Genomic DNA, 22,994 nt, shown 5'->3' with positions numbered 1-22,994 from the left:
ATCGCGCGGCACGGCTTCGACGCGGGGCGGGTCTACCTGGCCGGCATGTCGGCCGGCGCCAGCCTGGCCGCGCAACTCGGCCTGCACGAGCCGTCGCTGTTCGCCGCGCTCGCGCTTCATTCGGGGGTGTCTCCGGGGTTCGGTGCGCGATCGTTGCGGGGATCGCGTCGCGACGATGGTAGGGGAGTTCCGGCAACGGACGAATCGCGAATTGCCGATGTCCACATCGATCGCGATCGATGCATGCGGCGCGTGCCGCGCGGGCCTGCCTTCAGGCGGCTGCCGACTGCGCCCAGGCCAGCAGCTCGCGCTTGGTGCGCACGCCGAGCTTGGCGAAGGCGCGCTTCACGTAGGACTCGGCAGTGGCCACCCGCACGCCGACGATCTCGGCGGCCTCGGGCACGGTGCGCCCGCCGATCAGTTGCGCGCAGATCTCGTATTCGCGCCTGGACAGGCGCGGCTGGTCGCGCGCGAGGCGCGCATCGAACTGCGCGAGCGGATGCAGGTGCGGGGTGACGTGCGCGATCCGTCGCGAGGCCGCGGTGGCGGCATGCAGTTCGAGCAGCGGGAACAGGCAGTCGCTGACGGTGCGAAAGCGCTGCATCTCGGCCAGCGAGAAGGCGGGCTGGCGCGTATCGCGTTCCAGCGCGATCGAGTGCTGGGCGTGGCGCGTGCCGCGCGCCAGCACGCATTCGTGGGCGATCTGCACCTCGTCGTAGAGCCGCTGGCGGAATTCGCCGGGCGGGATCGCGCCGATGTCGCGCACCACCAGCAGGGTGCCGACCTCGCCGCGGATGCCGGCGAACAGCGGATCGCGATCGTAGAAGCGGTCGTAGTAGAGCGTCATCACCTCGGCGATGGTGCCGTGGTCCATGCCCACGCCGCCGCTGCCGACCCATTCGCAGCGAAAGCCGGTCGGCATCGCCGCGTCGACGCGCGAGCGTTCGATATGGACCGCGTTGACCGGCACGATCTGGTTGAGCAGCACCGTCAGGCGCGGCACGAAATCAGGTGTGCCGACCGAGTCGATGACTTCGCCGAGCGTCTGGAACGACAGCGGGATCGGGGCGGAATCGAGCGGGGAGGAAAGGGCGTGAACGGCCATGATGCATGCCGGAATGGAGGCGAGCCGATTATAGATCAGGCCTCGTGCCGGCCGTAAAGCCGGGGTTTTCCGCAGGCTCGCGGGAGGGCGAAAGCGCGGCTTGCCCCCCCCGCGGGGGGGCATACCGGGGCGCGGCCGCTCGCTACAGTCCAGCTCATCCCTTCTACACGGAATGAACCACGCAATGAGCAAACTGATTCAGGACATCGTCCCGCTGGGCGCCGGCCTCGGCGAATTCACGCGCCTCGACTACGGCATGGACGAATGCGACTGGCGCGCCGGCGCGGGCCCCAGCGCGGGCCACGTGATCGGCTGGTGGGAGGGCAAGGTCGGCGCGCTCGACTTCCCGGCCACCGAGGCGGACGAGGCGGTCTGGCTGGTCGAGGGGCGCGTCGCGCTGACCGACCTCGAGGGCAATCGCCAGGAATTCGTGGCGGGGCAGGGTTATCTGCTGCCGGCCGGTTTCGCGGGCCGCTGGGAAACGCTCGAGGACGCGAAGAAGTTCTACGTGCTGCTCGAGAAGGCCTGAGCCGCGCCGCGCGATGTTTCCGCTCGCCGCCTCGTGTTGCCCGCGTGCGTGCCTCGCGCCCGCGGCACCCCGCATGAACCTCGTTTCGTCGCCGCATCGCGGCGGCCTCATTCGTCAGGAGTCCCGCGATGCTTGATACCGCGAACCATCGTGAAGCCGGTCTCGGCGGCGCGCCTTCGTCCGCTCCGGCGGCCCGCCACGAGGGCCGGGGCGGCGCGCGCGGCGAGGCCAGCCAGGCCGATGCCGAACGCGCGCTGGCCGGCGCGAAGCTGATGCCGTACTGGCTCGACAACCCGGCCGAGCCGCCCGCCGAGGCCGCGCTGCGCGGCGACCGGCAGGCGGACCTGCTGATCGTCGGCGGCGGCTTCACCGGGCTGTGGGCGGCGATCCAGGCCAAGGAGCAGATGCCCGAACTCGAGGTGGTGCTGATCGAGGCAGGGCGCGTCGCGCATGGCGCCTCGGGCCGCGCCGGCGGCATCATCTCGACCTCGGTGATGCACGGGCTGCCGAACGCGGTGCGCGTGTTCCCGAACGACATCGCCGAGCTGGAACGCTTCGGCCATCTCAATCTCGACGGCTTCGAGGCGAGCCTGGAGCGCTACGGCATCGATGCCGACATCGAGTGGAACGGCGAGATGACGGTGGCGGTCGACCCCGCGCATCTCGGGCAACTGCGCGAGGACCACGAACTGCACACGCATCATGGCCACGACGTGCAGTTGCTGGATCGCCAGCAGACGCTCGAGCAACTGGATTCGCCGCTGTTCGCCGGCGCGCTCTGGTCGCGCAATCGCAGCGGCATCGTGCATCCGGCCAAGCTGGCCTGGGGCCTCAAGCGCGCGGCGCTCTCGCTGGGCGTGAGGATCCACGAGCACACGCCGCTCGAGGCGATCCGCGACGAAGGCGACACGGTGCTGGCCAGCACGCCCGAGGGCAGCATCCGCGCGCCGCGCGTGCTGTTCGGCAGCGGCACCGCGAAGGTCGGCATCGCCGACATCAACCGGCGCGTGCTGCAGGTGCGTGACCACGTGCTGGCCACCGAGCCGCTCAGCGAGGCGCAACTGGCGCGAATCGGCTGGAAGAACCGGCAGGGCATCTACGACACGCGCACCCAGCTCAACTATTTCCGCCTCACCAAGGACAACCGAATCATCTTCGGCGGCCTGGTCAGCTATCACTTCGACGGCAATCCGCAGCCGGCCCAGGATGCGCGCCACGATACCTACACGCGGCTGGCGCAGGCCTTCTTCCGCACCTTCCCGCAACTGGCCGGGCTGCGCTTCTCGCATGCCTGGGGCGGCCCGATCGACTACTGCTCGCGCGGCTCGGTGTTCGCCAAGCGCTACCTGGGCGGCAAGGGCGTGTTCGTGGCCGGTTATACGGGCTTCGGCGTCGCGGCCAGCCGCTTCGGCGCCTTCATGGGCCTGAACATCCTGTTCGATCGCGACAGCCCCGAGCGCCGGCTCGACATCGCCAGGCAGAGCCCGACCTACATCCCGCCCGAGCCGGTGCGCTGGCTGGCCGCGAAGATCACTTTCCACGCCTTCGACGGCGCCGATGCCGAGGGCGGCTGGAAACGCGCCTGGATTCGCGGCATCAAGGCGATGGGCTTCCCGATGTGAGCGCGGCGCGGCCGGCCAGGTGCCGGCCGCGCCGTTTCCTTGGGTGCCGCCGGCGCCTTTGCCGATCGATTCGTTCTCCGATGTTTTCGACCACTTCCGATCCCGCCGAAGCCTATGGGCACGGGCCGCCCGGGCCCGCCGAACTTCGAGCCTTCCCCGGCACGGGCGCGACAGCCCGTGAGCGCGGGCCGGCCCCGCGCGGCGTACCAGCGACACCGCGCGCCGGGCCCCGGCCCGCGGCATGAACAACGATCGGCACGATATGCCGGCCAGCCCGCGCGACGGGCGGGACCGGCGCCCGAATGGAGCGAGACGATGAGCGACACTTCCCACGACGACACCAGCATGACGCGGATCGAGACCTTCAGTTTCGAACGCATCCCCGATGCCTCGCGCTACGCGCGGCCCATCGACCTGTTCCGGCTGCTGTTCGGCGGCTGCAACACCTTTTCCACCTCGGTGCTCGGCAGCTTCCCGATCCTGGTCGGCCTGTCGTTTCGCGACGGCGCGCTGGCGATCGTGCTCGGCGTGCTGGCCGGTACCTGCATCCTCGCGCCGATGAGCCTGTTCGGCACGCGCAACGGCACCAACGACCCGGTTTCCTCGGGCGCGCACTTCGGCATCCACGGCCGCATCGTCGGCTCCTTCCTGGCGCTGCTGACCTCGGTGGCCTTCTTCTCGCTGGCGGTCTGGAGCTCCGGCGACGCGCTGGTAGGCGGCGCCCACAGCCTGGTCGGCCTGCCCGTCAACGGCGCCACGGTGGGCCTCTCGTACCTGGTGTTCGCGGTGCTGGTGCTGGTGGTCTGCATCTACGGCTTCCGCTTCATGCTGTGGGTCAACAAGATCGCCGTGTGGGCCGCCAGCCTGATGTTCCTGGTGGGTGCCTTCGCGTTTTCCGGCAGCTTCGACGCCGCTTATGCCGGCACCCTGCACGCGGGCGGCGCGGGCTTCTGGGCCGCCTTCTGCGGCGCCGCGCTGGTGGCGATGAGCAATCCCGTGTCGTTCGCCTCGACGCTCGGCGACTGGGCGCGCTACATCCCCGAGCACACGCCGCGCCATCGTGTGATCGGCGCCGTGTTCGTGGCCCAGCTCGCCACCTTCGTGCCGTTCCTGTTCGGGCTCGCCACGGCCAGCATCATCGCCACCCACGCGCCCTCGTTCATCGCCTCGAACGACTACGTGGGCGGGCTGCTGGCGGTGTCGCCGCGCTGGTTCCTGCTGCCCACCTGCGTGATCGCCATCATCGGCGGCATGTCGACCGGCACCACCGCGCTGTACGGCACCGGGCTCGACATGTCGAGCATGTTCCCCAAGCTGCTGAACCGCGTGCGCGCCACGCTGCTGATCGGCACGCTGGCGATCGGCTTCATCTTCGTGGGGCGCTTCGCCTTCAACCTGGTGGAGAGCGTGTCGACCTTCTCGACCCTGATCGGCACCTTCAGCTGCCCCTGGATGGCGATCATGGTGATCGGCTACGTGACGCGGCGCGGCTTCTATCTGGCCGACGACCTGCAGGTCTTCAATCGCGGCCTGCGCGGCGGCCATTACTGGTTCACGCACGGCTGGAACCTGCGGGCGATGGGCGCCTGGCTGCCGGCGGCCCTGGTCGGCCTGGCCTTCGTCAACCTGCCGGGGCAGTTCGTCGGCGTGCTGGGCAACCTGGCCGGCGGCCTCGACCTGAGCGTGCCGATCTCGCTGCTGCTGGGCGGCGTGCTGTATCTCGTCTTCGTCTGGCTGTTCCCGGAGCCCGATGCCGTGTATGGCCCGGCGGGGCGGCGTTTCGTGCGCGGCTTGACGCGCGCGCGGGGTGCCGCGCTGGCGGCGGGACCGCGCGCGATGGGGCCGGCGCGGGAAGAGGGCGATGCGGCTCGGTGCCTGCCGGTGCAGGGGATCGGCGAGCTGGCGCGACGCGGCAAGTGATGCGGTTCGATGTTATGTAAAGCAAGCTTTACATTTCGATCGGCTTACGTCAGACTGGTCGCCTTCGACAACAAGGAGGCCAGGATGAATCGTTATCGGATCGAGGTTGGGGCGGCGCTGCTCGCCTATGTGGCGCTGCTGACCGTCTCGCTGCTGCTGTTGCGCGGCGACGGCATCGAGTCGAGGGGTTGGCGCATCCTGGTCTCGCTGCTGCCGATCCTGCCGGGCGTGGGTGTCTGCTGGGCGATCGTGCGGCGCGTGCGGCGGCTCGACGAACTGCAGCGGCGCATCGAGCTCGAGTCCTTGTCGATCGCCTTCGGCGGCACCGCGCTGCTGACCTTCGGCTACGGCTTCCTCGAGAACGTCGGTTTCCCGTCGCTGTCGCTGTTCGTGGTGTGGCCGGTGATGGCCGTGCTGTGGGTGCTGAGTTCGGTGTTCGTGTCGCTGCGCTACCGATGAACAATCGCGTGCGGGAGTTGCGGCTGGAACGAGGCTGGTCGCAAGCGGCGCTGGGTGAGCGCCTCGGCGTGTCGCGCCAGACCGTGATCGCGATCGAGAACGGCCGCTACGATCCGAGCCTGCCGCTGGCCTTTTCGATCGCGCGTACCTTCGGGCTGGCGATCGAGGCGATCTTCGACGACGGGCATTCGGCGGCTTGAGAGGAAAGGCGGGCGCCGACGCGGGCCACAAAAGAAAAAGCCCGCAACACTGTTGCGGGCTGAATCCATGTTGGAGACATGGAGGAGACAGACGCAATACTAAGGGTTTGTACTAGGCGTGGCAAGCGAATTCGTTAGACGTCGTAGCGGCGTTGTGTCCACGCAACGCGGAACGGCTCGCCGGGTCGCTGTCGCGAACGATCTTGCCCCATTGTCGGCCATGCCTGACAAGGCGATCCACGTCGATTCAGGGCCTTCGGTATGATCTCGCGCAGGCCGTCGGACGAGGCGATTGCTCCCCGAACCCGCCGGCAGGACCACCCCACCCAGCCATGAACGATCACGATTCCCTGCCCGAACTCGTCGCGGCGGACCCGGCGGCGCTCGATGCGCTGCACGCTTTCGTCGAACGCCATCCCCGCCTGTTCGTGTTGACCGGCGCCGGCATCAGCACCGATTCCGGCATTCCCGGCTACCGCGACCGCAATGGCCAGTGGATGCGCTCACCCCCGATCCAGTACCAGGAATTCGTCGGCTCCGAGCCGGCGCGCCGCCGTTATTGGGCACGCAGCATGCTCGGCTGGCCGGTGGTGGGGCGCGCGCGGCCGAACGCGGCGCATCGCGCGATCGCGCGGCTCGGCGCGGCCGGGCGCATCGGCGGGCTGGTCACGCAGAACGTCGATGGCCTGCACCAGCGCGCCGGCAGCCGCGGCGTGATCGAGCTGCACGGCGGCATCGACGGCGTGAGCTGTCTCGATTGCGGCGCCCATCACGCGCGCGCGGCGATCCAGCACATGCTCGAGGCCGACAATCCCGCGCTGCTGGCCTATGAAGCCGTGCCGCTGGCCGATGGCGACGCGCAGCTCGAACTCGATACGCTCGACGATTTCCGCGTGCCGGCCTGCCCGATCTGCGCGGGCATGCTCAAGCCGGCCGTGGTGTTCTTCGGCGAGAACGTGCCGCGCGAACGCGTGGCGGCCGCGACGCGCGCGCTCGACGAAGCCGATGCGACGCTGGTGGTCGGCTCCTCGTTGATGGTGTATTCGGGGTATCGCTTCTGCGTCTGGGCCGGCGAGCGCGGCAAGCCGGTCGCCGCGCTGAACCTGGGGCGCACGCGCGCCGATCCGCTGCTCGCACTGAAGGTCGAAGCCGCCTGCGGCGCGACGCTGGAGGCGCTGCTGGCACGGCTCGGGCTGGCCGATCCGGAAGAGGGGGCGAGCCTCGTTCGCTGAGGGCGCGGTTGGTCGCGTGCCGGTGCGCTGACTCGACGATGCCGAGCGGGCCGGCGTGCCGGCCCGCCTGACCCGCGATGCCGAACTAGCCGAACCAGCCCGCCGTTCGTCACCAGCGTCTCGAAGTGTCGAAGGCGCCCCGCGTCCGCTACCACCGAGCCCGCCGATGCGGCACACTGCGCGCATCGCGGCTTCCGGCCGTCCCGTCCTCGTCCTCCACCGATCCTCCCGCATGACGAATTCCACCGATCCGAATCACGCCCGGCCGAGTGCCGAATGCACCGGCGAAGCCGCCGCCAATCCGGCCGATCGCCTGCAGGCGCCGGCGGCCGAGCGCAACCGCGAGCCGATCCTCGCGGTGCTGCGCGAGGTCCTGCCCGAGCGCGCCACCGTGCTCGAGATCGCGAGCGGCACCGGCCAGCACGCCGTGCATTTCGCGGCGGCCCTGCCGGGCATCGACTGGCAGCCGAGCGACCCCGAGCCGCGCTCGCGGCGCTCGATCGCCGCCTGGGTCGCGCAAGCCGGCCTGCCGAACCTGCGCGCGCCGCTGGCGCTCGACGTGCGCGCCGAGCCCTGGCCGGTGGACGCCGTCGACGCGGTGGTCTGCATCAACATGATCCACATCGCGCCCTGGGCGGCGGCCGTCGCGCTGGTGAACGGCGCCGCGCGGCGGCTGCCCGCCGGCGGCGTGCTGCTGCTGTACGGCCCGTATCGCCGCGCGGGCGCGCATACCGCGCCCTCCAACGCCGAGTTCGACGCGCAACTGCGTGCGCGCGATGCCGAATGGGGCGTGCGCGACCTGGAGGCGGTGGTCGCGCTGGCCGAGGCGGCCGGCCTCGAACTCGAGCGCGTGGTGGCGATGCCGGCCAACAACCTGAGCGTGGTGCTGCGCCGCCGCGCCTGATCGGCGCGTCGCGCGCGAGGCAGCGGCCTCGCCTGGTTTTCCCGTATCCTTGCGGCTATGCGCGCGGCTCGGTCGGGCCGCGCCGTGTTTTTTTCGGAGAATGAACAATGGGCAAACAAGCAATCGGCGTGGTCGGGATGGCCGTGATGGGCCGCAATCTGGCGTTGAACATCGAGAGCCGCGGTCACGCCGTGTCCGTGTACAACCGCAGCCGCGACAAGACCGACGAGCTGATCGCCGAATTCCCCGACCGCAAGCTGGTGCCGACCTACACGCTGGAGGAATTCGTCGCGTCGCTCGAAACGCCGCGCCGCATCCTGCTGATGGTCAAGGCGGGCGAGGCCACGGACGCGACGATCGCCGCGCTCAAGCCGCTGCTCGGCAAGGGCGACGTGCTGATCGACGGCGGCAACACGCATTTCACGGACACCATCCGCCGCAACCAGGAACTCGCGCAATCGGGCCTGCACTTCATCGGCACGGGCGTGTCGGGCGGCGAGGAGGGCGCGCTGCACGGCCCCTCGATCATGCCGGGCGGCCAGCGCGACGCCTACGACCTGGTCGAGCCGATCCTCAAGCAGATCGCCGCCAAGGCGCCGGGCGACGGCGAGCCCTGCGTGGCCTACATGGGCCCGGACGGCGCAGGCCACTACGTGAAGATGGTCCACAACGGCATCGAGTACGGCGACATGCAGCTGATCGCCGAAAGCTACGCGGTGCTCAAGCAGGTGGCGGGGCTGTCGAACGAGGAACTCGGCAAGGTCTACACCGAATGGAACCAGGGCGAGCTCGACAGCTACCTGATCGAGATCACCTCGAAGATCTTCGACAAGAAGGACGAGGAAACCGGCCAGCACCTGGTGGACGTGATCCTCGACCGCGCCGCGCAGAAGGGCACCGGCAAGTGGACCAGCCAGAACGCGCTGGACCTGGGCGTGCCGCTGCCGCTGATCACCGAATCGGTGTTCGCGCGCGTGCTGTCCTCGCTGAAGACGCAGCGCGTGGCCGCCAGCAAGGTGCTGAAGGGGCCCTCGCCGGCCAAGCCGGAAGGCGATCGTGCCGCCTTCGTCGAGGCGGTGCGCCGCGCGCTCTACCTGAGCAAGGTGATCTCCTACGCGCAGGGTTTCGCGCAGCTCGACACGGCCTCGAAGGAATACGGCTGGAAGCTCAACCTGGGCGAAATCGCGCGTATCTTCCGCGCCGGCTGCATCATCCGCGCGCGTTTCCTGCAGAAGATCACGGATGCCTACACGGCCAGCCCGGAACTCGCGAACCTGCTGCTCGACCCGTACTTCCAGGAGATCTCGACCAACTACCAGCAGGCGCTGCGCGACGTGGTGGTGGCCGCGGTGCAGGCCGGCGTGCCGGTGCCGGCCTTCTCCTCGGCGGTCGCCTACTTCGACAGCTACCGCTCGGAACGCCTGCCGGCGAACCTTGTGCAGGCGCAGCGAGACTTCTTCGGCGCCCACACCTTCGAGCGCACGGACAAGCCGGGCAGCTTCCACGCGAACTGGGCCTGAGGAGGGTGCGAACGGTAATTGTTGCGATTAACCACGCTATCTATCGGGTTGATAGCGTCGGAACCCGCTGATTATTATCGTTCGCGGAACAGTGTTTTCGTCGTTTCATGGTTTTCCCTAGGTGCCGAGAAGACTAGACTTCACATCACTCGCTGCTCACATGGTGTGTGCGGTGAAGCAAAAAAAGTCTCGGAGGTGAAAATCATGAAATCGCTGATCGCTACTGTTGCTGCCGCTGCCGTTCTCGCTGTCCCGGCTCTCTCGTTTGCTCAACCGACCAACGGCCCGTTGACCCGTGCCGAAGTGAAGGCCGAACTGGCCCAGCTGCAAAAGGCCGGTTACAACCCGAGCGCTGACCGCAACGACTACCCGAACGGTATCCAGGCTGCTGAATCCCGCATCAACCCGCAACAAAACTTCGCCAACGCCGATACCAGCGGCTACGGCGCGCAACCGGCCGCGGCCGCCGAATCGGGCACGCCGTCGAAGGTTCGCCGCATCGCCGACGGCGCCCCGGTCTACAAGGGTCGCTGATCGACGCGGGCGGCGCGCCAGGATGGCCGCGCCGCCCGTGGCAGGTAGTTGAAGCAGGTAGTTGAAGTTGCAGTGGAAGTCGAGCTGTACCGCAGTCCGGATCGGCCCGTGGTGTTCCACCAGGAACCCACGGGCCGATTTTTTTTGCATGGCGAAATCCCCGGCGCGCTCGGTCCGGATCCCGCGCCCGGGCGTTCCCGAAGCGCCGAATCGGGGCGCGAAGGTTCCGAAATTCGCGCCGAGCAGGTACTATCCGACGGGCACGCAGCGGCCGGGCCGGGCCGCGCGGCGAGATTCGCGGCCATCTCGCCGCGATGCCGGAACCCGACATGAAGCTCATCCGCAGCAAGACCTTTACCGCGTCGCGTGCCTGGGGCGCCCTCGATATCGCCAATATGCGCGGTATCACCACGCGCCTGCACTGGACCGACCAGCCTTACATCTGGCATGTGAACGACGGCGAGGAAGTGTTCGTCGTCCTCGACGGACAAGTCGACATGCACTATCGCGATGCCGCCGGCGAGCATATTGCCCTGCTCGAGACCGGCGACATCTTTCACGCCACGGTGGGGACGGAACACGTCGCCCATCCACGCGGGGAAGCTCGTATTCTCGTCGTGGAAACCGAAGGCAGCGTCTGAAGGTCCCACTCCTGTCGGGACCGGCCCGACCCGGGCCACGCGGCGCGCGCCGCGCATCCCCGCGATGCACGGCCGCCCGCAGCGAAGCGAAACTAGGGAGGCAGCTTGAGAAGAACGATCTTCACTGAAACCACCACGTATCGTCGCGCCGTCTCGCGCGCGACCCTGTTCGCCGTCGGCGCCGCGCTGGTCGGCGGCTGCACGATGACGCCGTGGACGGACTCGTGGCAGCCGACGAGCACGCCGCAACCCAGCCGCCAGAACCAGGGCGGCGTGCTGGCCGGCTACTACCGCGTCAACCCCGGCGATACGCTGCCGTCCATCGCGGCCGGCTTCGGCCAGCGCAGCCAGGACGTCGCGAGCTGGAACCACATCGCGCCGACCGACATGCTCACGCCCGGCCAGGTGCTGCGCGTCGCGCCGCCGCCGGGCAATACCGCGATCACCTCGCCGGTGCCGTCCTCGGGCCAGCCGTCCTCGTCCGCGCTGCCCGGCGCCACGGCGACCGAGCCGCCGGCGCTGGCCTGGCCGGCGCAGGGCACCGTCACCTCGCGCTTCATCCCCGGCAAGACGCGCGGCATCACGATCACCTCGACCGGCGACAAGACCGTGCGCGCCGCGGCCGCGGGCCGGGTGGTGTATGCCGGCACCGGCGTCGCGAAATACGGCCCGCTGGTGATCCTCAAGCACGAGAGCGGCCTGATCACCGCCTACGGCCACAACGGCAAGCTGCTGGTCAACGACGGCGACGCCGTCGCGGCGGGCCAGGCGATCGCCGAGATGGCCACCGATCCGGATGGCCGTTCCTCGTTCGACTTCGAGGTCCGGCAGGACGGCAAGCCGGTCGACCCGATCGGTTTCCTGCCGCGCAACGGCGGCTGATTACCGGTCGATCCCAGGTCGATCCCCGGCCGATCAGCGGCTGATTGCCGATCGCCGATGCGGCGCGCGCTCCCGACGGGGCGCGCGCCGTTGTTTTTTCCGCTGCCGTGGTTCGTGCGGCACGCGCATCGCGTGGCTGCCGGCTGCGCCGATCCCTCATCGCTTCGCCTCGCTGCGGACCCTGCGGCTCACTCGCGACGCCTGACCAATCGCCGCATCCGTGCGGGCCGAAGCTGCCGCGAGCCACTTCGCCCCGGTACAATCGCCGCGATAGCCGCCGGCCGCCACCAGCCAGGCGCCGCCCCCAATACGATTCGCCCGCCGGAGCCCCGATGAAGAACATCCTCGCGACCCAGCCGCGCTACAACCGTCCCGCGATCGCCTTTCACTGGCTGATCGTGCTGCTGGTGGCGCTGGGCTACCTCGCGATCGAGATTCGCGGCCCGAAGGGCACCGACAGCCGCCTGTTCTGGACCAACGTGCATTTCTGCGCGGGCACCCTGGTGTTGTCGCTCTCGATCCTGCGCGTGCTCTGGCGCTTCGCCTCGCGCCGCCCCGATCCGCTGCCGCAGCCGCCGGTGCTCGCGTTCCTCGCCAAGCTCTCCCATCTCGCGCTCTACCTGTTCACGCTGGCCCAGCCGCTGCTCGGCATCGCCTTCGTCAACATGGGCGGCCATCCCGTGACGATCGCGCCGCTCGGTATCTCGTTCACGTTGTTCGACGCGAACCCGGCCTTGCGCGGGCCCCTGAAGGAAGCCCACGTACTGATCGGCAACAGCTTCTATTTCGTGATCGGGCTGCACGCGCTGGCCGCGCTCTGGCATCACTTCGTGAAGCGCGATGCCACATTGCGGCGCATCCTGCCGTAACAAAACGAACCCGCGCGCTGGTTGCGCCTGCAACATACGCGCCGTTTTCCGCGCTTTCTCCCTCGTGCGTTCCTGGCCGGCATGATTGCCGGTCGGCTTGCCGCGTCTGTTCCATGCGCACATCGCGCGATGCTTCGCAGTCCGTGACATCTCCATGTGGCGACGCAGCATCGCGATGCGATTCGTTCGGCCGCCGTTCCCGATCGCTCGCGTCAATCGATTAGAGATGCGCATCCAAACATCCGTGTGAGTCCGGACAGGACTGCCACCGCCGTGTTTCACTCCGCACTTGCCGCGCCCGGCTTCGCGCGAAGCCGCGATCGAGCGCTGCATTCACATCGACGGATCCAATAACGAGGGAGATAAGCATGCGCAGATCGATGCGTTCGAGGCTGGCGGCGAGGGCGGTGGCATGGGCGCTGGCGGCGATGCCGCTGGCCGGGGTGGCGGGCCTGGCAATGACGGCGGCGCCCGCGGCGATGGCGGCCGATACCTATGCGGCGACGCGCTATCCGGTGATCCTGGTGCACGGCCTGGCCGGCACCGACAAGTTCGCGAATGTGCTCGACTACTGGTACGGCATCCAGAGCGACCTGCAATCGCATGGCGCGAAGGTCTACGTGGCCAACCTGTCCGGTTTCCAGAGCGACGACGGCCCGAACGGCCGCGGCGAGCAGTTGCTGGCCTACGTCAAGCAGGTGCTGGCAGCCACCGGCGCAACCAAGGTCAACCTGATCGGCCACAGCCAGGGCGGGCTGACCTCGCGCTACGTGGCGGCGGTCGCGCCGCAACTGGTGGCTTCGGTGACCACCATCGGCACGCCGCATCGCGGCTCCGAGTTCGCCGATTTCGTGCAGGGCGTGCTGGCGACCGATCCCACCGGCCTGTCGTCGACGGTGATCGCCGCCTTCGTCAACGTGTTCGGCACGCTGATCAACAGCTCGCTGAACACCAACCAGGACGCGCTGGCCGCGCTCAAGACGCTGACCACCGCGCAGACGGCCGCCTACAACAAGAACTTCCCGAGCGCCGGGCTCGGCGCGCCGGGCACCTGCCAGACGGGGGCGGCGACCGAAACCGTCGCCGGCAACCAGCACCTGCTCTATTCCTGGGGCGGCACGGCGATCCAGCCGGGCGCGACCGTGCTCGGCGTGACGGGCGCGAGCGATACCAGCACCAGCACCTTCGACTCGGCCAACGTCACCGATATCTCGACGCTGGCCCTGCTCGGCACCGGCGCGGTGATGGTCAATCGCGGCTCGGGCCAGAACGACGGGCTGGTGTCGCGCTGCAGCTCGCTGTTCGGCCAGGTGATCAGCACCAGCTACCACTGGAACCACCTCGACGAGATCAACCAGTTGCTCGGCGTGCGCGGCGCGAATGCCGAGGATCCGGTCGCGGTGATCCGCACGCACGTGAACCGCCTCAAGCAGCAGGGCATCTGATGGCGCGATCCGATCGTCCGGTGCGCGCCGCGCGGGCCGGGCGCGTCGCGCTGTTCGCGGCGAGCGGCTTCGTCGCGGCCGGCGCGATCGCCTGGTGGCTGCTGCCGCCGGGCGGCGAGCCACACCACCACGCGGCCGCGGTCGTTGCGTCCGCAACCGTTACCGCGAGCGCCGGGCAGGTGGGCGAGGCGGCGCCGCTGGCCGCCACGCTGCCGGCCTCGCTGGCCGGTTCCAGCGCGCCGCGCCTGCCGCTCGATGCCGGCGGCAGGCTGGCGAGGACGCGCGCGGTGCGCGACTTCCTCGACTACTGCCTGAGCGCGCAGCACGACCTCACGCCGGCCGGGCTCGACGCGCTGGTGCGTCGCGAGATCGCCGCGCAACTGGAGGGCAGCCCGGCGCAGCAGGACGCGCTCGATGCCTGGCAACGCTATCGAGCCTATTTCGACGGACTCGCGCGGCTGCCGGGCGGCGGCTCGGTGCTCGGCGACAAGCTCGATCCGGCCGCCATGCAGCTCGCGCTCGAACAGCGCGCGACGCTGGCCAGCCGCACGCTCGGCGAATGGGCCGAGCCCTTCTTCGGCGAGGAGCAGCGTCGCCAGCGGCTCGACCTGGAGCGGATCCGGATCGCGCGCGATCCCGCGCTCAGCGACGAGCAGAAGGCCGCGCGCCTGGCCGCGCTCGATGCGCAGCTGACGCCGGCCGAGCGCGCGCAGCAGGCGGCGATCCGTGCCCAGCAGGATGCGGTGTCGAAGATCGCGGCCATGCAGCAGGCCGGCGCGACGCCGGAGCAGATGCGGGCCCAGCTCGCGCAGGCGCTCGGGCCCGAGGCGGCTGCGCGCGCCGCCAAGCTGCAGCAGGACGACGATGCCTGGCAGGGGCGCTACCAGGCCTATGCGGCCGAACGCGACCGGATTCTCGCGCAGGGGCTCTCGCCCGACGATCGCGACGCGCGCATCGCGCAGTTGCGGCAGCAGACCTTTACCGAACCCGGCGAGGCGATTCGCGCAGCCTCGCTCGATCGCGGCGCGCTCGGCGCGGGCGGGTAGCCGGCGAGAAGGCGAGAAGGCGAGAAGGCGAGAAGGCGAGAAGGCGAGGAGGCGAGGAGGCGAGCAGATCCGGCCGGCGGTGAGTCGGCCGACGACGGCAGCCCGCGGTGCCGTGACTGCCCGCTTCGCCGACACTGCCGGAAGCTCCCGGCTGCCATCACCGGCAGCCAGGCTTTCGACCAGCTTTCTCGCGTGTCGCGAGCCTGCAGGATCGGCGCCGCTCTGCAACAATGCGGGGGCTGCGGCGGGTTTCGTTTCCGGAAATCGGGCAATCGACGCGCCGCCGCGTCGATCCATTCGCGATGCGCGATCCGCGTCGCCCGTCCTGCCGAGTCCTGCCTTGTCCGAAACCCTTCTCGCCGGCCGCCCCGCGGAGCCGGCGTTCAACTGGCGCGCGATGATCGCGATCCTGCTCGCGGTCGCGCTCGCGACGCTCGATACGGCGATCGCGAACACCGCCTTGCCCGCCATCGCCGCCGACCTGCACACGGCGCCTGCCGCCTCGGTCTGGATCATCAATGCCTACCAGCTCGCGATGGTGGCCACCTTGCTGCCGCTGGCCGCGCTGGGCGACATCGTCGGCCACCGCCGCATCTATATCGGCGGGCTGGTGGTGTTCACGGCCGCCTCGCTGGCCTGCGCGCTGGTCTCCACGCTGCCGATGCTGACCGCGGCGCGCATCGTGCAGGGCCTGGGCGCGGCAGCCATCATGAGCGTCAACACCGCGCTGATCCGCCATCTCTACCCGGCGCAGCGGCTCGGGCGCGGGCTCGGCCTGAACGCGCTGATCGTCGGCGTGTCCTTCGCGGTGGGGCCGACGGTGGCCTCGGTGATCCTCTCGCTGGCCGACTGGCCCTGGCTGTTCGCCGTCAACGTGCCGCTCGGGCTGGTCGCGCTGGCGGTGGCGATCCCGGCGCTGCCGCACACGGGGCGCGGCGGCCACAGTTTCGATCCGGTCGCGGCCGGCCTCAACGTGGTGACCTTCGCGGCGCTGATCTTCGCGCTCGGCGAAACCTCGCAGCGCGGGCCGCTGGCCTTCAGCCTGGCGGCCGCCGGCGTGACCCTGGTGTTCGGCTGGCTGCTGATCCGCCGCGAGGCGGGGCATCCCGCGCCGATGCTGCCGGTCGACCTGTTCAAGCGGCCGGTGTTCGCGCTGTCGGCGCTGACGGCGGTCTGCTCGTTCGCGGCGCAGGGCCTGGCCTTCGTCTCGCTGCCGTTCTATTTCGAGGATGTCCTGCATCGCAGCGCGGTCGAGACCGGCTTCCTGATGACGCCCTGGTCGGCGGTGGTGGCGCTGTCCGCGCCGATCGCCGGGCGCATGTCGGATCGTTATCCGCCGGGGCTGCTGGGCGCGGTGGGGCTGGCGATCCTGGCGCTCGGCATGGCCTTGCTGGCGATGCTGCCGCCGTATCCGCACGTGTCCGACATCATCTGGCGCATGGCCTTGTGCGGCGCCGGTTTCGGCTTCTTCCAGTCGCCCAACCTGAAGGCCCTGATGGCGAGCGCGCCGCCCGAGCGCAGCGGCGGCGCGAGCGGCATCATCGCCACCGCGCGCCTGATCGGGCAGGCCACCGGCGCGGCCCTGGTCGCGCTGTGCTTCGGCATCGCCGCCAAGCACGGCCCGACGCTGGCGCTCGGGCTGGGCGCCGGCTTCTCGGCCGCCGCCAGCCTGGCCAGCGGCCTGCGCCTGTTCGCGCCCTCGCATCGCTCGGGCAAGGCGGTGCCGTCGGAGCGGGGCGCCAAGTAGGCGGGCGAGAGGGCGACGAGGGCGACGAGAGGGAGCGGCGGGCGGCGCGTGATGCGCGGCTGGCGAAGCGTCGCCGCGCGAGTGCCCCGAACCTCGAACGGGAGCCCGAGCCGGCTCGCGCTTCCGTCGCCGCCCGGCCGATCGAGTCAGCGCGTCGCCATCGCCATCGCGCCCCGGGCCGGGACGAAAAAAAGCCCGGCCGGAGCCGGGCTCGAATCGTCCGCGCATCGTTTCCGACACGCGGCACCTGCAAAAACCGCGCGCTCAGGCGGCCAGCAGCGAGCGCAGCACGAAGGGCAGGATCCCGCCGTGCTTGTAGTAGTCCACCTCGATCGGCGTGTCCACGCGCAGCAGCACCGGCACGCGCTTGGTCTCGCCGTTCTTGTAGTGGATCACCAGGGTGACGTCCTGCTGCGGCTTGAAGTCGTCGCCGAGGTCTTCCACGTCGTAGGTTTCCTCGCCGGTGATGCCGAGCGACTGGACGCTGTCCGAGCCCTTGAACTGCAGCGGCAGCACGCCCATGCCGACCAGGTTCGAGCGGTGGATCCGCTCGAAGCTGCGCGCCACCACGGCCTTCACGCCGAGCAGCTGGGTGCCCTTGGCGGCCCAGTCGCGCGACGAACCCGTGCCGTATTCCTCGCCCGCGAAGATCACGGTCGGCACGCCGGCGTCGACGTACTGCATCGCCGCGTCGTAGATCGACAGTTGTTCGCCGCTCGGCTGGTGGATCGTCAGGCCGCCCTCGACGCGCGAGCCGTCGGCCTTGGCCGGGATCATCAGGTTCTTGATCCGCACGTTGGCGAAGGTGCCGCGCATCATCACGTCATGGTTGCCGCGACGCGAGCCGTAGCTGTTGAAGTCGGCCTTCTGCACGCCGTTCTCCTTCAGCCAGCGGCCGGCCGGCGAATCTTCCTTGATCGAGCCTGCCGGGCTGATGTGGTCGGTGGTCACCGAGTCGCCGAACACGCCGAGCGCGCGCGCGCCCTTGACCGGCGTGATCGAGTCCGACGGCTGCATCGGGAAGTCCTTGCCGAAGAACGGCGGCTCGGCGATGTAGGTCGACTTCGGCCAGTCGTAGACCTGGCCCGTCTCGCCCTCGATCTTGCTCCACAGGTCGCCCTTCTTGGTCAGCTTCGCGTAGTTCGATTCGAAGGCCTTGGGGTCGAGCGCGTACTTCAGCAGCGACTGGATTTCCTCGCTGGTCGGCCAGATGTCGCCGAGGTAGATGTCGCGGCCGCCGCGGCCCTTGCCGACCGGTTCGGTCATCAGGTCGCGCGTGATGGTGCCGGCGATCGCGTAGGCCACCACCAGCGGCGGCGAGGCCAGGAAGTTGGCGCGGATGTTCGGGTGGATGCGCGCCTCGAAGTTGCGGTTGCCCGACAGCACGGCCGCCGCCACGATGTCGTTCTTGACGATCGCTTCGTTCAGCTCGGGCGTCAGGTCGCCGGCGTTGCCGATGCAGGTCGTGCAGCCGTAGGCGGCCAGTTCGAAACCGAGCTTGCTCAGGTAGGGCAGCAGGCCCGTCTTGGTCAGGTACTCGGTGACGATGCGCGATCCCGGCGCCAGCGAGGTCTTGATGTGCGGCGCGACCGTGAGGCCCGCTTCCACCGCCTTCTTGGCCAGCAGGCCCGCGGCCAGCAGCACGCTCGGGTTCGAGGTGTTGGTGCAGGAGGTGATCGCGGCGATCAGGATGTCGCCGTTCTTCACGTTCACGCCGTTGCTGGTGGTGTATTGCGCCGCCAGGTCCTCGGCCTTCTTGTTGAAGCCGTTTTCGGCGACGGGCTTCGAGAACAGGTCGGCGAAGGTCGACTTGACGTGGGTGATCTCGATGCGGTCCTGCGGACGCTTCGGGCCGGCCAGCGAGGGCGCGACGCTCGACAGGTCGAGCGTGAGCGACTTGGTGTAGTCGATCTCGCCGGCCTTGGGCACGCCGAACAGCTTCTGGGCCTTGAAGTAGTTCTCGAAGGCGGCGATCTCGGCCTTGGTGCGGCCGGTGCCCTCGAAGTACTCGATGGTCTTCTCGTCGACCGGGAAGAAGCCCATGGTCGCGCCGTACTCGGGCGCCATGTTGCCGATGGTGGCGCGATCCGGCAGCGACAGCGAGGCGGTGCCTTCGCCGAAGAACTCGACGAACTTGCCCACCACCTTTTCCTTGCGCAGCATTTCCGTGATGGTCAGCACCAGGTCGGTGGCCGTCACGCCTTCGCGCAGCTTGCCCTTGAGCTCGACGCCGACCACGTCCGGCGTGAGGAAGTACACGGGCTGGCCGAGCATGCCGGCTTCCGCCTCGATGCCGCCCACGCCCCAGCCCACCACGCCGATGCCGTTGATCATGGTGGTGTGGCTGTCGGTGCCGACCAGCGTGTCGGGGTAGTACACCGTGTCGGCGCCTTCGGCCTTCTTGTGCACGCCGCGCGCCAGGTACTCGAGGTTGACCTGGTGGACGATGCCGATGCCCGGGGGCACCACGCCGAAGGTGTCGAAGGCCTGCATGCCCCACTTCATGAACTGGTAGCGCTCGTTGTTGCGCTGGAATTCCAGCTTCATGTTCAGGTCGAGCGCGTTCTTCTGGCGGAAGTAGTCGATCTGCACCGAGTGATCGACCACCAGATCGACCGGGACCAGCGGTTCGATCTTCTTCGGGTCCTGGCCGGCGCGCTGCGCCACACCGCGCATGGCCGCGATGTCGGCGAGCAGCGGCACGCCCGTGAAATCCTGCAGCACCACGCGCGCGACCACGAACGGGATCTCGTCGACGCGCTTGGCATCGGGCTTCCAGTTCGCCAGTTGCTCGATGTGTTCCTCGGTGATCTTCTTGCCGTCGTAGTTGCGCAGCACCGATTCGAGCACCAGACGGATCGACACCGGCAGGCGTTCGATCTTGGTCTTCAGTTCCTTGCCGAGCTGGGGCAGCGAATAGAACTTGCCTTTTCCGGAACCGCTGTCGAATTCCTTGAGGGTTTTGTGGAGATTGTGGGCCATGGTGTTTTCCTGGTTTCCTGGGTTGAGGCGAGGAAAGATGTCCTGTATCTGACGGCTAGATCACATACAAGTCGACGTATTCATTGACCGGCATGGCGGCGAGCCTTGCCGGATCGAGCGACACGTCGAGAATCGCTTGTTGCTGCTTCGCCGGGAAACGCCGCGCCAGGTTGCTGCGGAATTTCTCGACGAGAAGGGGGATGCCCTCGTCACGACGGCGGCGATGCCCGATCGGGTAGTCGACCACCACCTCGTCGAGCACCGTGCCGTCGTCGAATTCGACCGTCAGCGCGTTGGCGATCGCGCGCTTGTCCGGGTCGTGATAGTCCTTCGTGAATTGCGGATCCTCGACGCAGGCGATCTTCGCGCGCAGCGCGTCGATGCGCGGGTCGCGGGCGATCTCGTCCTCGTAGTCGGCGGCCGTCAGCCGTCCGAACAGGAGCGGCACCGCCACCATGTACTGGATGCAGTGGTCGCGGTCGGCCGGATTGGCCAGCGGCCCGCTCTTGTCGATGATGCGGATCGCGGCCTCGTGCGTGCGGATCGTGACGCGCCGGATCGATTCGGCGTCGCGACCGGCGGCGAGGATCTGGCGATGCAGCGCGAGCGCGGCCTCGGCGGCCGTCTGCGCATGGAATTCGGCGGGGAACGCGATCTTGAACAGCACGTTCTCCATCACGTAGCTGCCGTAGGGACGCTGGAAGCGGAACGGCCTGCCCTCGAACAGCACGTCGTAGAAGCCCCAGGTCGGCGCGCTCAGCGCCGAGGGGTAGCCCATCTCGCCGGTGCGCGCGATCAGCGCCAGGCGCACCGCGCGCGAGGTGGCGTCGCCGGCCGCCCAGGACTTGCGGGAGCCCGTGTTGGGCGCGTGGCGGTAGGTGCGCAGCGCCTGGCCGTCGACGAAGGCCAGCGACAGCGCGTTGATCAGCTCGTCGCGGGTGAGGCCGAGCAGTTGCCCGACCACGGCGGTGGAGGCGACCTTGACCAGCAGCACGTGGTCGAGGCCGACGCGGTTGAAGGCGTTCTCGAGCGCGAGGCACCCCTGGATCTCGTGCGCCTTGACCATCGCCACCAGCACCGCGCGCATCGTCAGCGGCGGCTTGCCGGCGGCGACCGCGGTGCGCGAGAGCCAGTCGGCGGTGGCCAGGATCCCGCCGAGATTGTCGGACGGGTGGCCCCATTCGGCGGCCAGCCAGGTGTCGTTGAAATCGAGCCAGCGGATCGCCGCGCCGATGTCGAAGGCGGCCTTGACCGGATCGAGCTGGAACGAGGTGCCCGGCACGCGCGCGCCGTTGGGCACCACGGTGCCGGGCACCAGCGGCCCGAGCAGCTTGGTGCAGGCCGGGTAGGACAGGGCCTCGAGCCCGCAACCGAGCGTATCGAGCAGGCAGTGGCGCGCCGTTTCCAGCGCGAGCTCACTGTCGATCTCGAAACCCAGCACGTAGTCGACGATCTCGACCAGTACCGGGTCCGGCGCGGGCCGGAGATTCGTTTGCGGGGCGGACATCAGGATTCCTGTCGTGGCTGGCCTGCTGTTTCGTTGCGGATCGGGTACCGCCGGGTGCTGCTTACTTCTGGACGTTCGGTGCCAGTTCGTTCGACTGCGTCGGCGCCGGCGTGCCGTTGGCGGCCATCTCGGCGGTCACGCATTCGTCGGCCAGGCGCGTGTCTTCCTTGTCGCTGAACAGCATGCCCTTGGTCGGGATCACCACCAGCTTCAGGCCGCTGGCCGGATCGTAGAACACGTCGGCGCCGGTCGTGGTGGCCTGGCGCGGCAGCTTGTAGTTCTTGTTGGCCCAGTGGACCGTGACGATCTGGTCGCGCTTCATGTCGCCGGCCAGCTGGTAGGACAGGCCGTCCTTGCACGACCACTTGACCGCGCCGTCCGGTGCCGGATCGACCTTGGCCGCCGCGGCCGCCTGGGCGCGCTTGCTGCGCGGGATCAGGTGGCGCTTGGGCGCCGGACGCTTGGCCACGGCCTTCTTGGCGGGAGCCTTGGCGGTGGTGCCGGCGGTCTGTGCCGAGGCTTGCGGGGCGACGCTCAGCAGCGTGGCGGACAGGGTGCCGATGGCGGCGGCGATCAACAGTTTGTTCATGTGCTCAAGCCTTTTATGGATATCGGTTGACGAGGGAGGCGGCCGGCGCGCGACACGCGCCCCATGGTGCGCAGCGGCCGCTATTTTCTCCTAATTCGCGCGATGGTTTTAAGGGAATTCGAAGCTTCTGTCGTGATTTCGCGAAACAGTCGGCTCGCCGGCCGCGCGCCGGGGCCATCGAGGGCGCCCGGGCGCGAGCCGGCAAGCGAATCGCGGGCCCGGCTCATGCACGCGCCTCGTCGCGCGGCGGCAGCCAGGGCGCGACCTCGGCGGGCAGCGCGCGGCCCGTGGCGTGGGCGCGGCGCAGCACGCTCCAGTAATAGCGGTAGCTGGCGCGGTCGTGCAGCGTATCGTGATGGCGCGTCGGGCCCCAGTCGGCGGCCTGCGCGGCCAGCAGGATCTCGGCGGCCAGGGCGATCTCGTCCTCGCGCGGCGCGAAGGCCTTCACGATCACAGGGATCTGGGCCGGGTGGATGCTCCACTGGCGCGTGTAGCCGAACTCGTCGCGGGCGCGCCGCGCATTGCCGGCCACCACGTCCATGTCGCGGATCTCGGTGCTGACGTTGTGGGAGGGCGTCTTGCCGTGGGCGTGGCTTGCGGCGGCGATCTCGAGCTTGGCGCGGCGCACCAGCGGGTGGTCGAACTGGCCGGGCGAGCGCATCGCGCTGTCGGGGATCGCGCCGTGGTGGGCCGAGACGAAGTCCATCAGCCCGAAGCTGAGCGTGGAGACGGCCGGCAGCGCGGCGATCCGGGCCACCTGCTCGAGCGCGCCGTGCGTCTCGATCAGCACGTCGGCCGGAATTGGCCGGTCGATGCCGAGCTCGCGGCGGGTGCCTTCGATGAAGGCGCAGGCCTCGGCGACATCGGCCGCGCTGGTGACTTTCGGAAGCGTAATGTAAGCCGGCGCGCGGGCCGCGCGCAGCACGATGCGCACATCGTCGCGCCAATGCGGGTGGCTGAAGTCGTGGATACGCACGCCGGCGCGGCCGAAGCGGTTGGCCGCCTCGCCCAGCATGGCGGCCACCAGCTCGGCATGCTCGGCCTCGCGGCCGACCGCGGCGCCGTCCTCGCAGTCGAGCGTGAGGTCGAACACCGGGCCCAGCTCGGCCTGCAGCGCGAGCGACTTGCGCATCAGCTTTTCGCTGCCCGCGTAGTGATCGCAGCAGGACAGGATCGCGGGCGGCGAGGCGCCGTCGTAGAGGACTTCGGCGGGGGAGAGCGCGGGCATCGTGGTTACGCGTGGGATCGCAAGCATCGAAAA

General features: G+C 69.2%; 20 protein-coding genes and 1 pseudogene. 16 read left to right on the top strand and 5 right to left on the bottom strand.

All coding sequences use genetic code 11. The annotated features are described in order from the left end of the window. Positions 1-138, top strand: a pseudogene (locus F3J10_RS15950) (PHB depolymerase family esterase); the annotation flags it as partial. A gap of 133 nt (positions 139-271) precedes the next feature. Here F3J10_RS15950 and F3J10_RS15945 read toward each other — a convergent pair. Then, positions 272-1,105 (bottom strand): LuxR family transcriptional regulator, encoded by an 834-nt coding sequence (locus tag F3J10_RS15945; protein WP_017921992.1) that lies wholly within the window; start codon positions 1,103-1,105, stop codon positions 272-274. A gap of 184 nt (positions 1,106-1,289) precedes the next feature. On the opposite strand from F3J10_RS15945, the gene F3J10_RS15940 reads away from it, so the two are divergent. The 15 genes from F3J10_RS15940 (at position 1,290) to F3J10_RS15870 (ending at position 16,655) form a co-directional block, all read left to right on the top strand. Continuing rightward, positions 1,290-1,634, top strand: coding sequence for a cupin domain-containing protein (locus F3J10_RS15940; RefSeq protein WP_167242457.1), 345 nt, complete (start codon positions 1,290-1,292; stop codon positions 1,632-1,634). Positions 1,635-1,906: 272 nt separating this feature from the next. After that, the gene (locus tag F3J10_RS15935) at positions 1,907-3,256 is read left to right on the top strand and encodes an FAD-dependent oxidoreductase (RefSeq protein ID WP_167242459.1); all 1,350 of its coding nucleotides are present in this window, start codon (positions 1,907-1,909) and stop codon (positions 3,254-3,256) included. A gap of 315 nt (positions 3,257-3,571) precedes the next feature. Further along, the gene (locus F3J10_RS15930; RefSeq protein ID WP_167242456.1) at positions 3,572-5,176 is read left to right on the top strand and encodes a cytosine permease; all 1,605 of its coding nucleotides are present in this window, start codon (positions 3,572-3,574) and stop codon (positions 5,174-5,176) included. A gap of 84 nt (positions 5,177-5,260) precedes the next feature. Continuing rightward, the gene (locus F3J10_RS15925; RefSeq protein WP_166913415.1) at positions 5,261-5,635 is read left to right on the top strand and encodes a hypothetical protein; all 375 of its coding nucleotides are present in this window, start codon (positions 5,261-5,263) and stop codon (positions 5,633-5,635) included. Next, the gene (locus tag F3J10_RS15920; protein ID WP_025098924.1) at positions 5,632-5,835 is read left to right on the top strand and encodes a helix-turn-helix transcriptional regulator; all 204 of its coding nucleotides are present in this window, start codon (positions 5,632-5,634) and stop codon (positions 5,833-5,835) included. The genes F3J10_RS15925 and F3J10_RS15920 overlap by 4 nt, the downstream gene beginning before the upstream one ends. Positions 5,836-6,167: 332 nt before the next feature. After that, the gene (locus F3J10_RS15915) at positions 6,168-7,067 is read left to right on the top strand and encodes an NAD-dependent protein deacetylase (protein ID WP_167242455.1); all 900 of its coding nucleotides are present in this window, start codon (positions 6,168-6,170) and stop codon (positions 7,065-7,067) included. 232 nt (positions 7,068-7,299) lie between these two features. After that, a complete protein-coding gene (locus F3J10_RS15910) occupies positions 7,300-7,971 on the top strand; it encodes a DUF938 domain-containing protein (protein WP_240155604.1) in 672 nt (223 codons plus the stop codon). A gap of 107 nt (positions 7,972-8,078) precedes the next feature. After that, the gene (gndA, locus tag F3J10_RS15905; RefSeq protein ID WP_013690609.1) at positions 8,079-9,491 is read left to right on the top strand and encodes an NADP-dependent phosphogluconate dehydrogenase; all 1,413 of its coding nucleotides are present in this window, start codon (positions 8,079-8,081) and stop codon (positions 9,489-9,491) included. A 204-nt stretch (positions 9,492-9,695) separates the two neighbouring features. Then, positions 9,696-10,025: a DUF4148 domain-containing protein gene (locus tag F3J10_RS15900; protein ID WP_025098921.1), complete on the top strand. Its 330-nt coding sequence runs from the start codon at positions 9,696-9,698 to the stop codon at positions 10,023-10,025. A gap of 329 nt (positions 10,026-10,354) precedes the next feature. Further along, entirely contained in the window at positions 10,355-10,666 is a 312-nt protein-coding gene (locus F3J10_RS15895; protein ID WP_017920564.1) for a cupin, read from the top strand. Between the two features lie 105 nt (positions 10,667-10,771). Continuing rightward, on the top strand, positions 10,772-11,548 hold the full coding sequence (locus tag F3J10_RS15890; RefSeq protein ID WP_025098920.1) for a peptidoglycan DD-metalloendopeptidase family protein: 777 nt from the start codon (positions 10,772-10,774) through the stop codon (positions 11,546-11,548). 332 nt (positions 11,549-11,880) lie between these two features. Beyond that, positions 11,881-12,417, top strand: coding sequence for a cytochrome b (locus tag F3J10_RS15885; protein WP_167242454.1), 537 nt, complete (start codon positions 11,881-11,883; stop codon positions 12,415-12,417). Positions 12,418-12,785: 368 nt separating this feature from the next. Next, positions 12,786-13,862, top strand: a complete 1,077-nt coding sequence (locus F3J10_RS15880) for a triacylglycerol lipase (protein WP_167242453.1) — start codon at positions 12,786-12,788, stop codon at positions 13,860-13,862. Continuing rightward, the gene (locus F3J10_RS15875) at positions 13,862-14,908 is read left to right on the top strand and encodes a lipase secretion chaperone (RefSeq protein WP_167242452.1); all 1,047 of its coding nucleotides are present in this window, start codon (positions 13,862-13,864) and stop codon (positions 14,906-14,908) included. The genes F3J10_RS15880 and F3J10_RS15875 overlap by 1 nt, the downstream gene beginning before the upstream one ends. Before the next feature lie 397 nt (positions 14,909-15,305). Further along, positions 15,306-16,655, top strand: coding sequence for an MFS transporter (locus tag F3J10_RS15870; protein WP_043278403.1), 1,350 nt, complete (start codon positions 15,306-15,308; stop codon positions 16,653-16,655). Positions 16,656-16,919: 264 nt separating this feature from the next. Here F3J10_RS15870 and acnA read toward each other — a convergent pair whose 3' ends face one another. The 4 genes from acnA to F3J10_RS15850 form a co-directional block, all read right to left on the bottom strand. Continuing rightward, positions 16,920-19,637 carry an aconitate hydratase AcnA gene (gene acnA / locus F3J10_RS15865; RefSeq protein ID WP_025098915.1) on the bottom strand — a complete coding sequence of 906 codons (2,718 nt, stop codon included), beginning with the start codon at positions 19,635-19,637 and terminating at the stop codon, positions 16,920-16,922. A 55-nt stretch (positions 19,638-19,692) separates the two neighbouring features. Beyond that, complete coding sequence (locus F3J10_RS15860; RefSeq protein WP_025098914.1) at positions 19,693-21,144, bottom strand: bifunctional 2-methylcitrate dehydratase/aconitate hydratase; 1,452 nt, start codon at positions 21,142-21,144, stop codon at positions 19,693-19,695. Positions 21,145-21,205: 61 nt separating this feature from the next. Then, positions 21,206-21,733 (bottom strand): hypothetical protein, encoded by a 528-nt coding sequence (locus tag F3J10_RS15855; RefSeq protein ID WP_013690599.1) that lies wholly within the window; start codon positions 21,731-21,733, stop codon positions 21,206-21,208. Between the two features lie 223 nt (positions 21,734-21,956). Next, positions 21,957-22,961, bottom strand: a complete 1,005-nt coding sequence (locus tag F3J10_RS15850) for an aldolase/citrate lyase family protein (protein ID WP_167242451.1) — start codon at positions 22,959-22,961, stop codon at positions 21,957-21,959. Positions 22,962-22,994: the final 33 nt, after the last annotated feature.

Source organism: Burkholderia sp. Cy-637 (genome assembly GCF_011753175.1).
GTDB lineage: Bacteria > Pseudomonadota > Gammaproteobacteria > Burkholderiales > Burkholderiaceae > Burkholderia > Burkholderia gladioli.
Note: the sequence above shows the minus strand (reverse complement) of the source record. Positions and strands in the feature narration are given on the sequence as shown.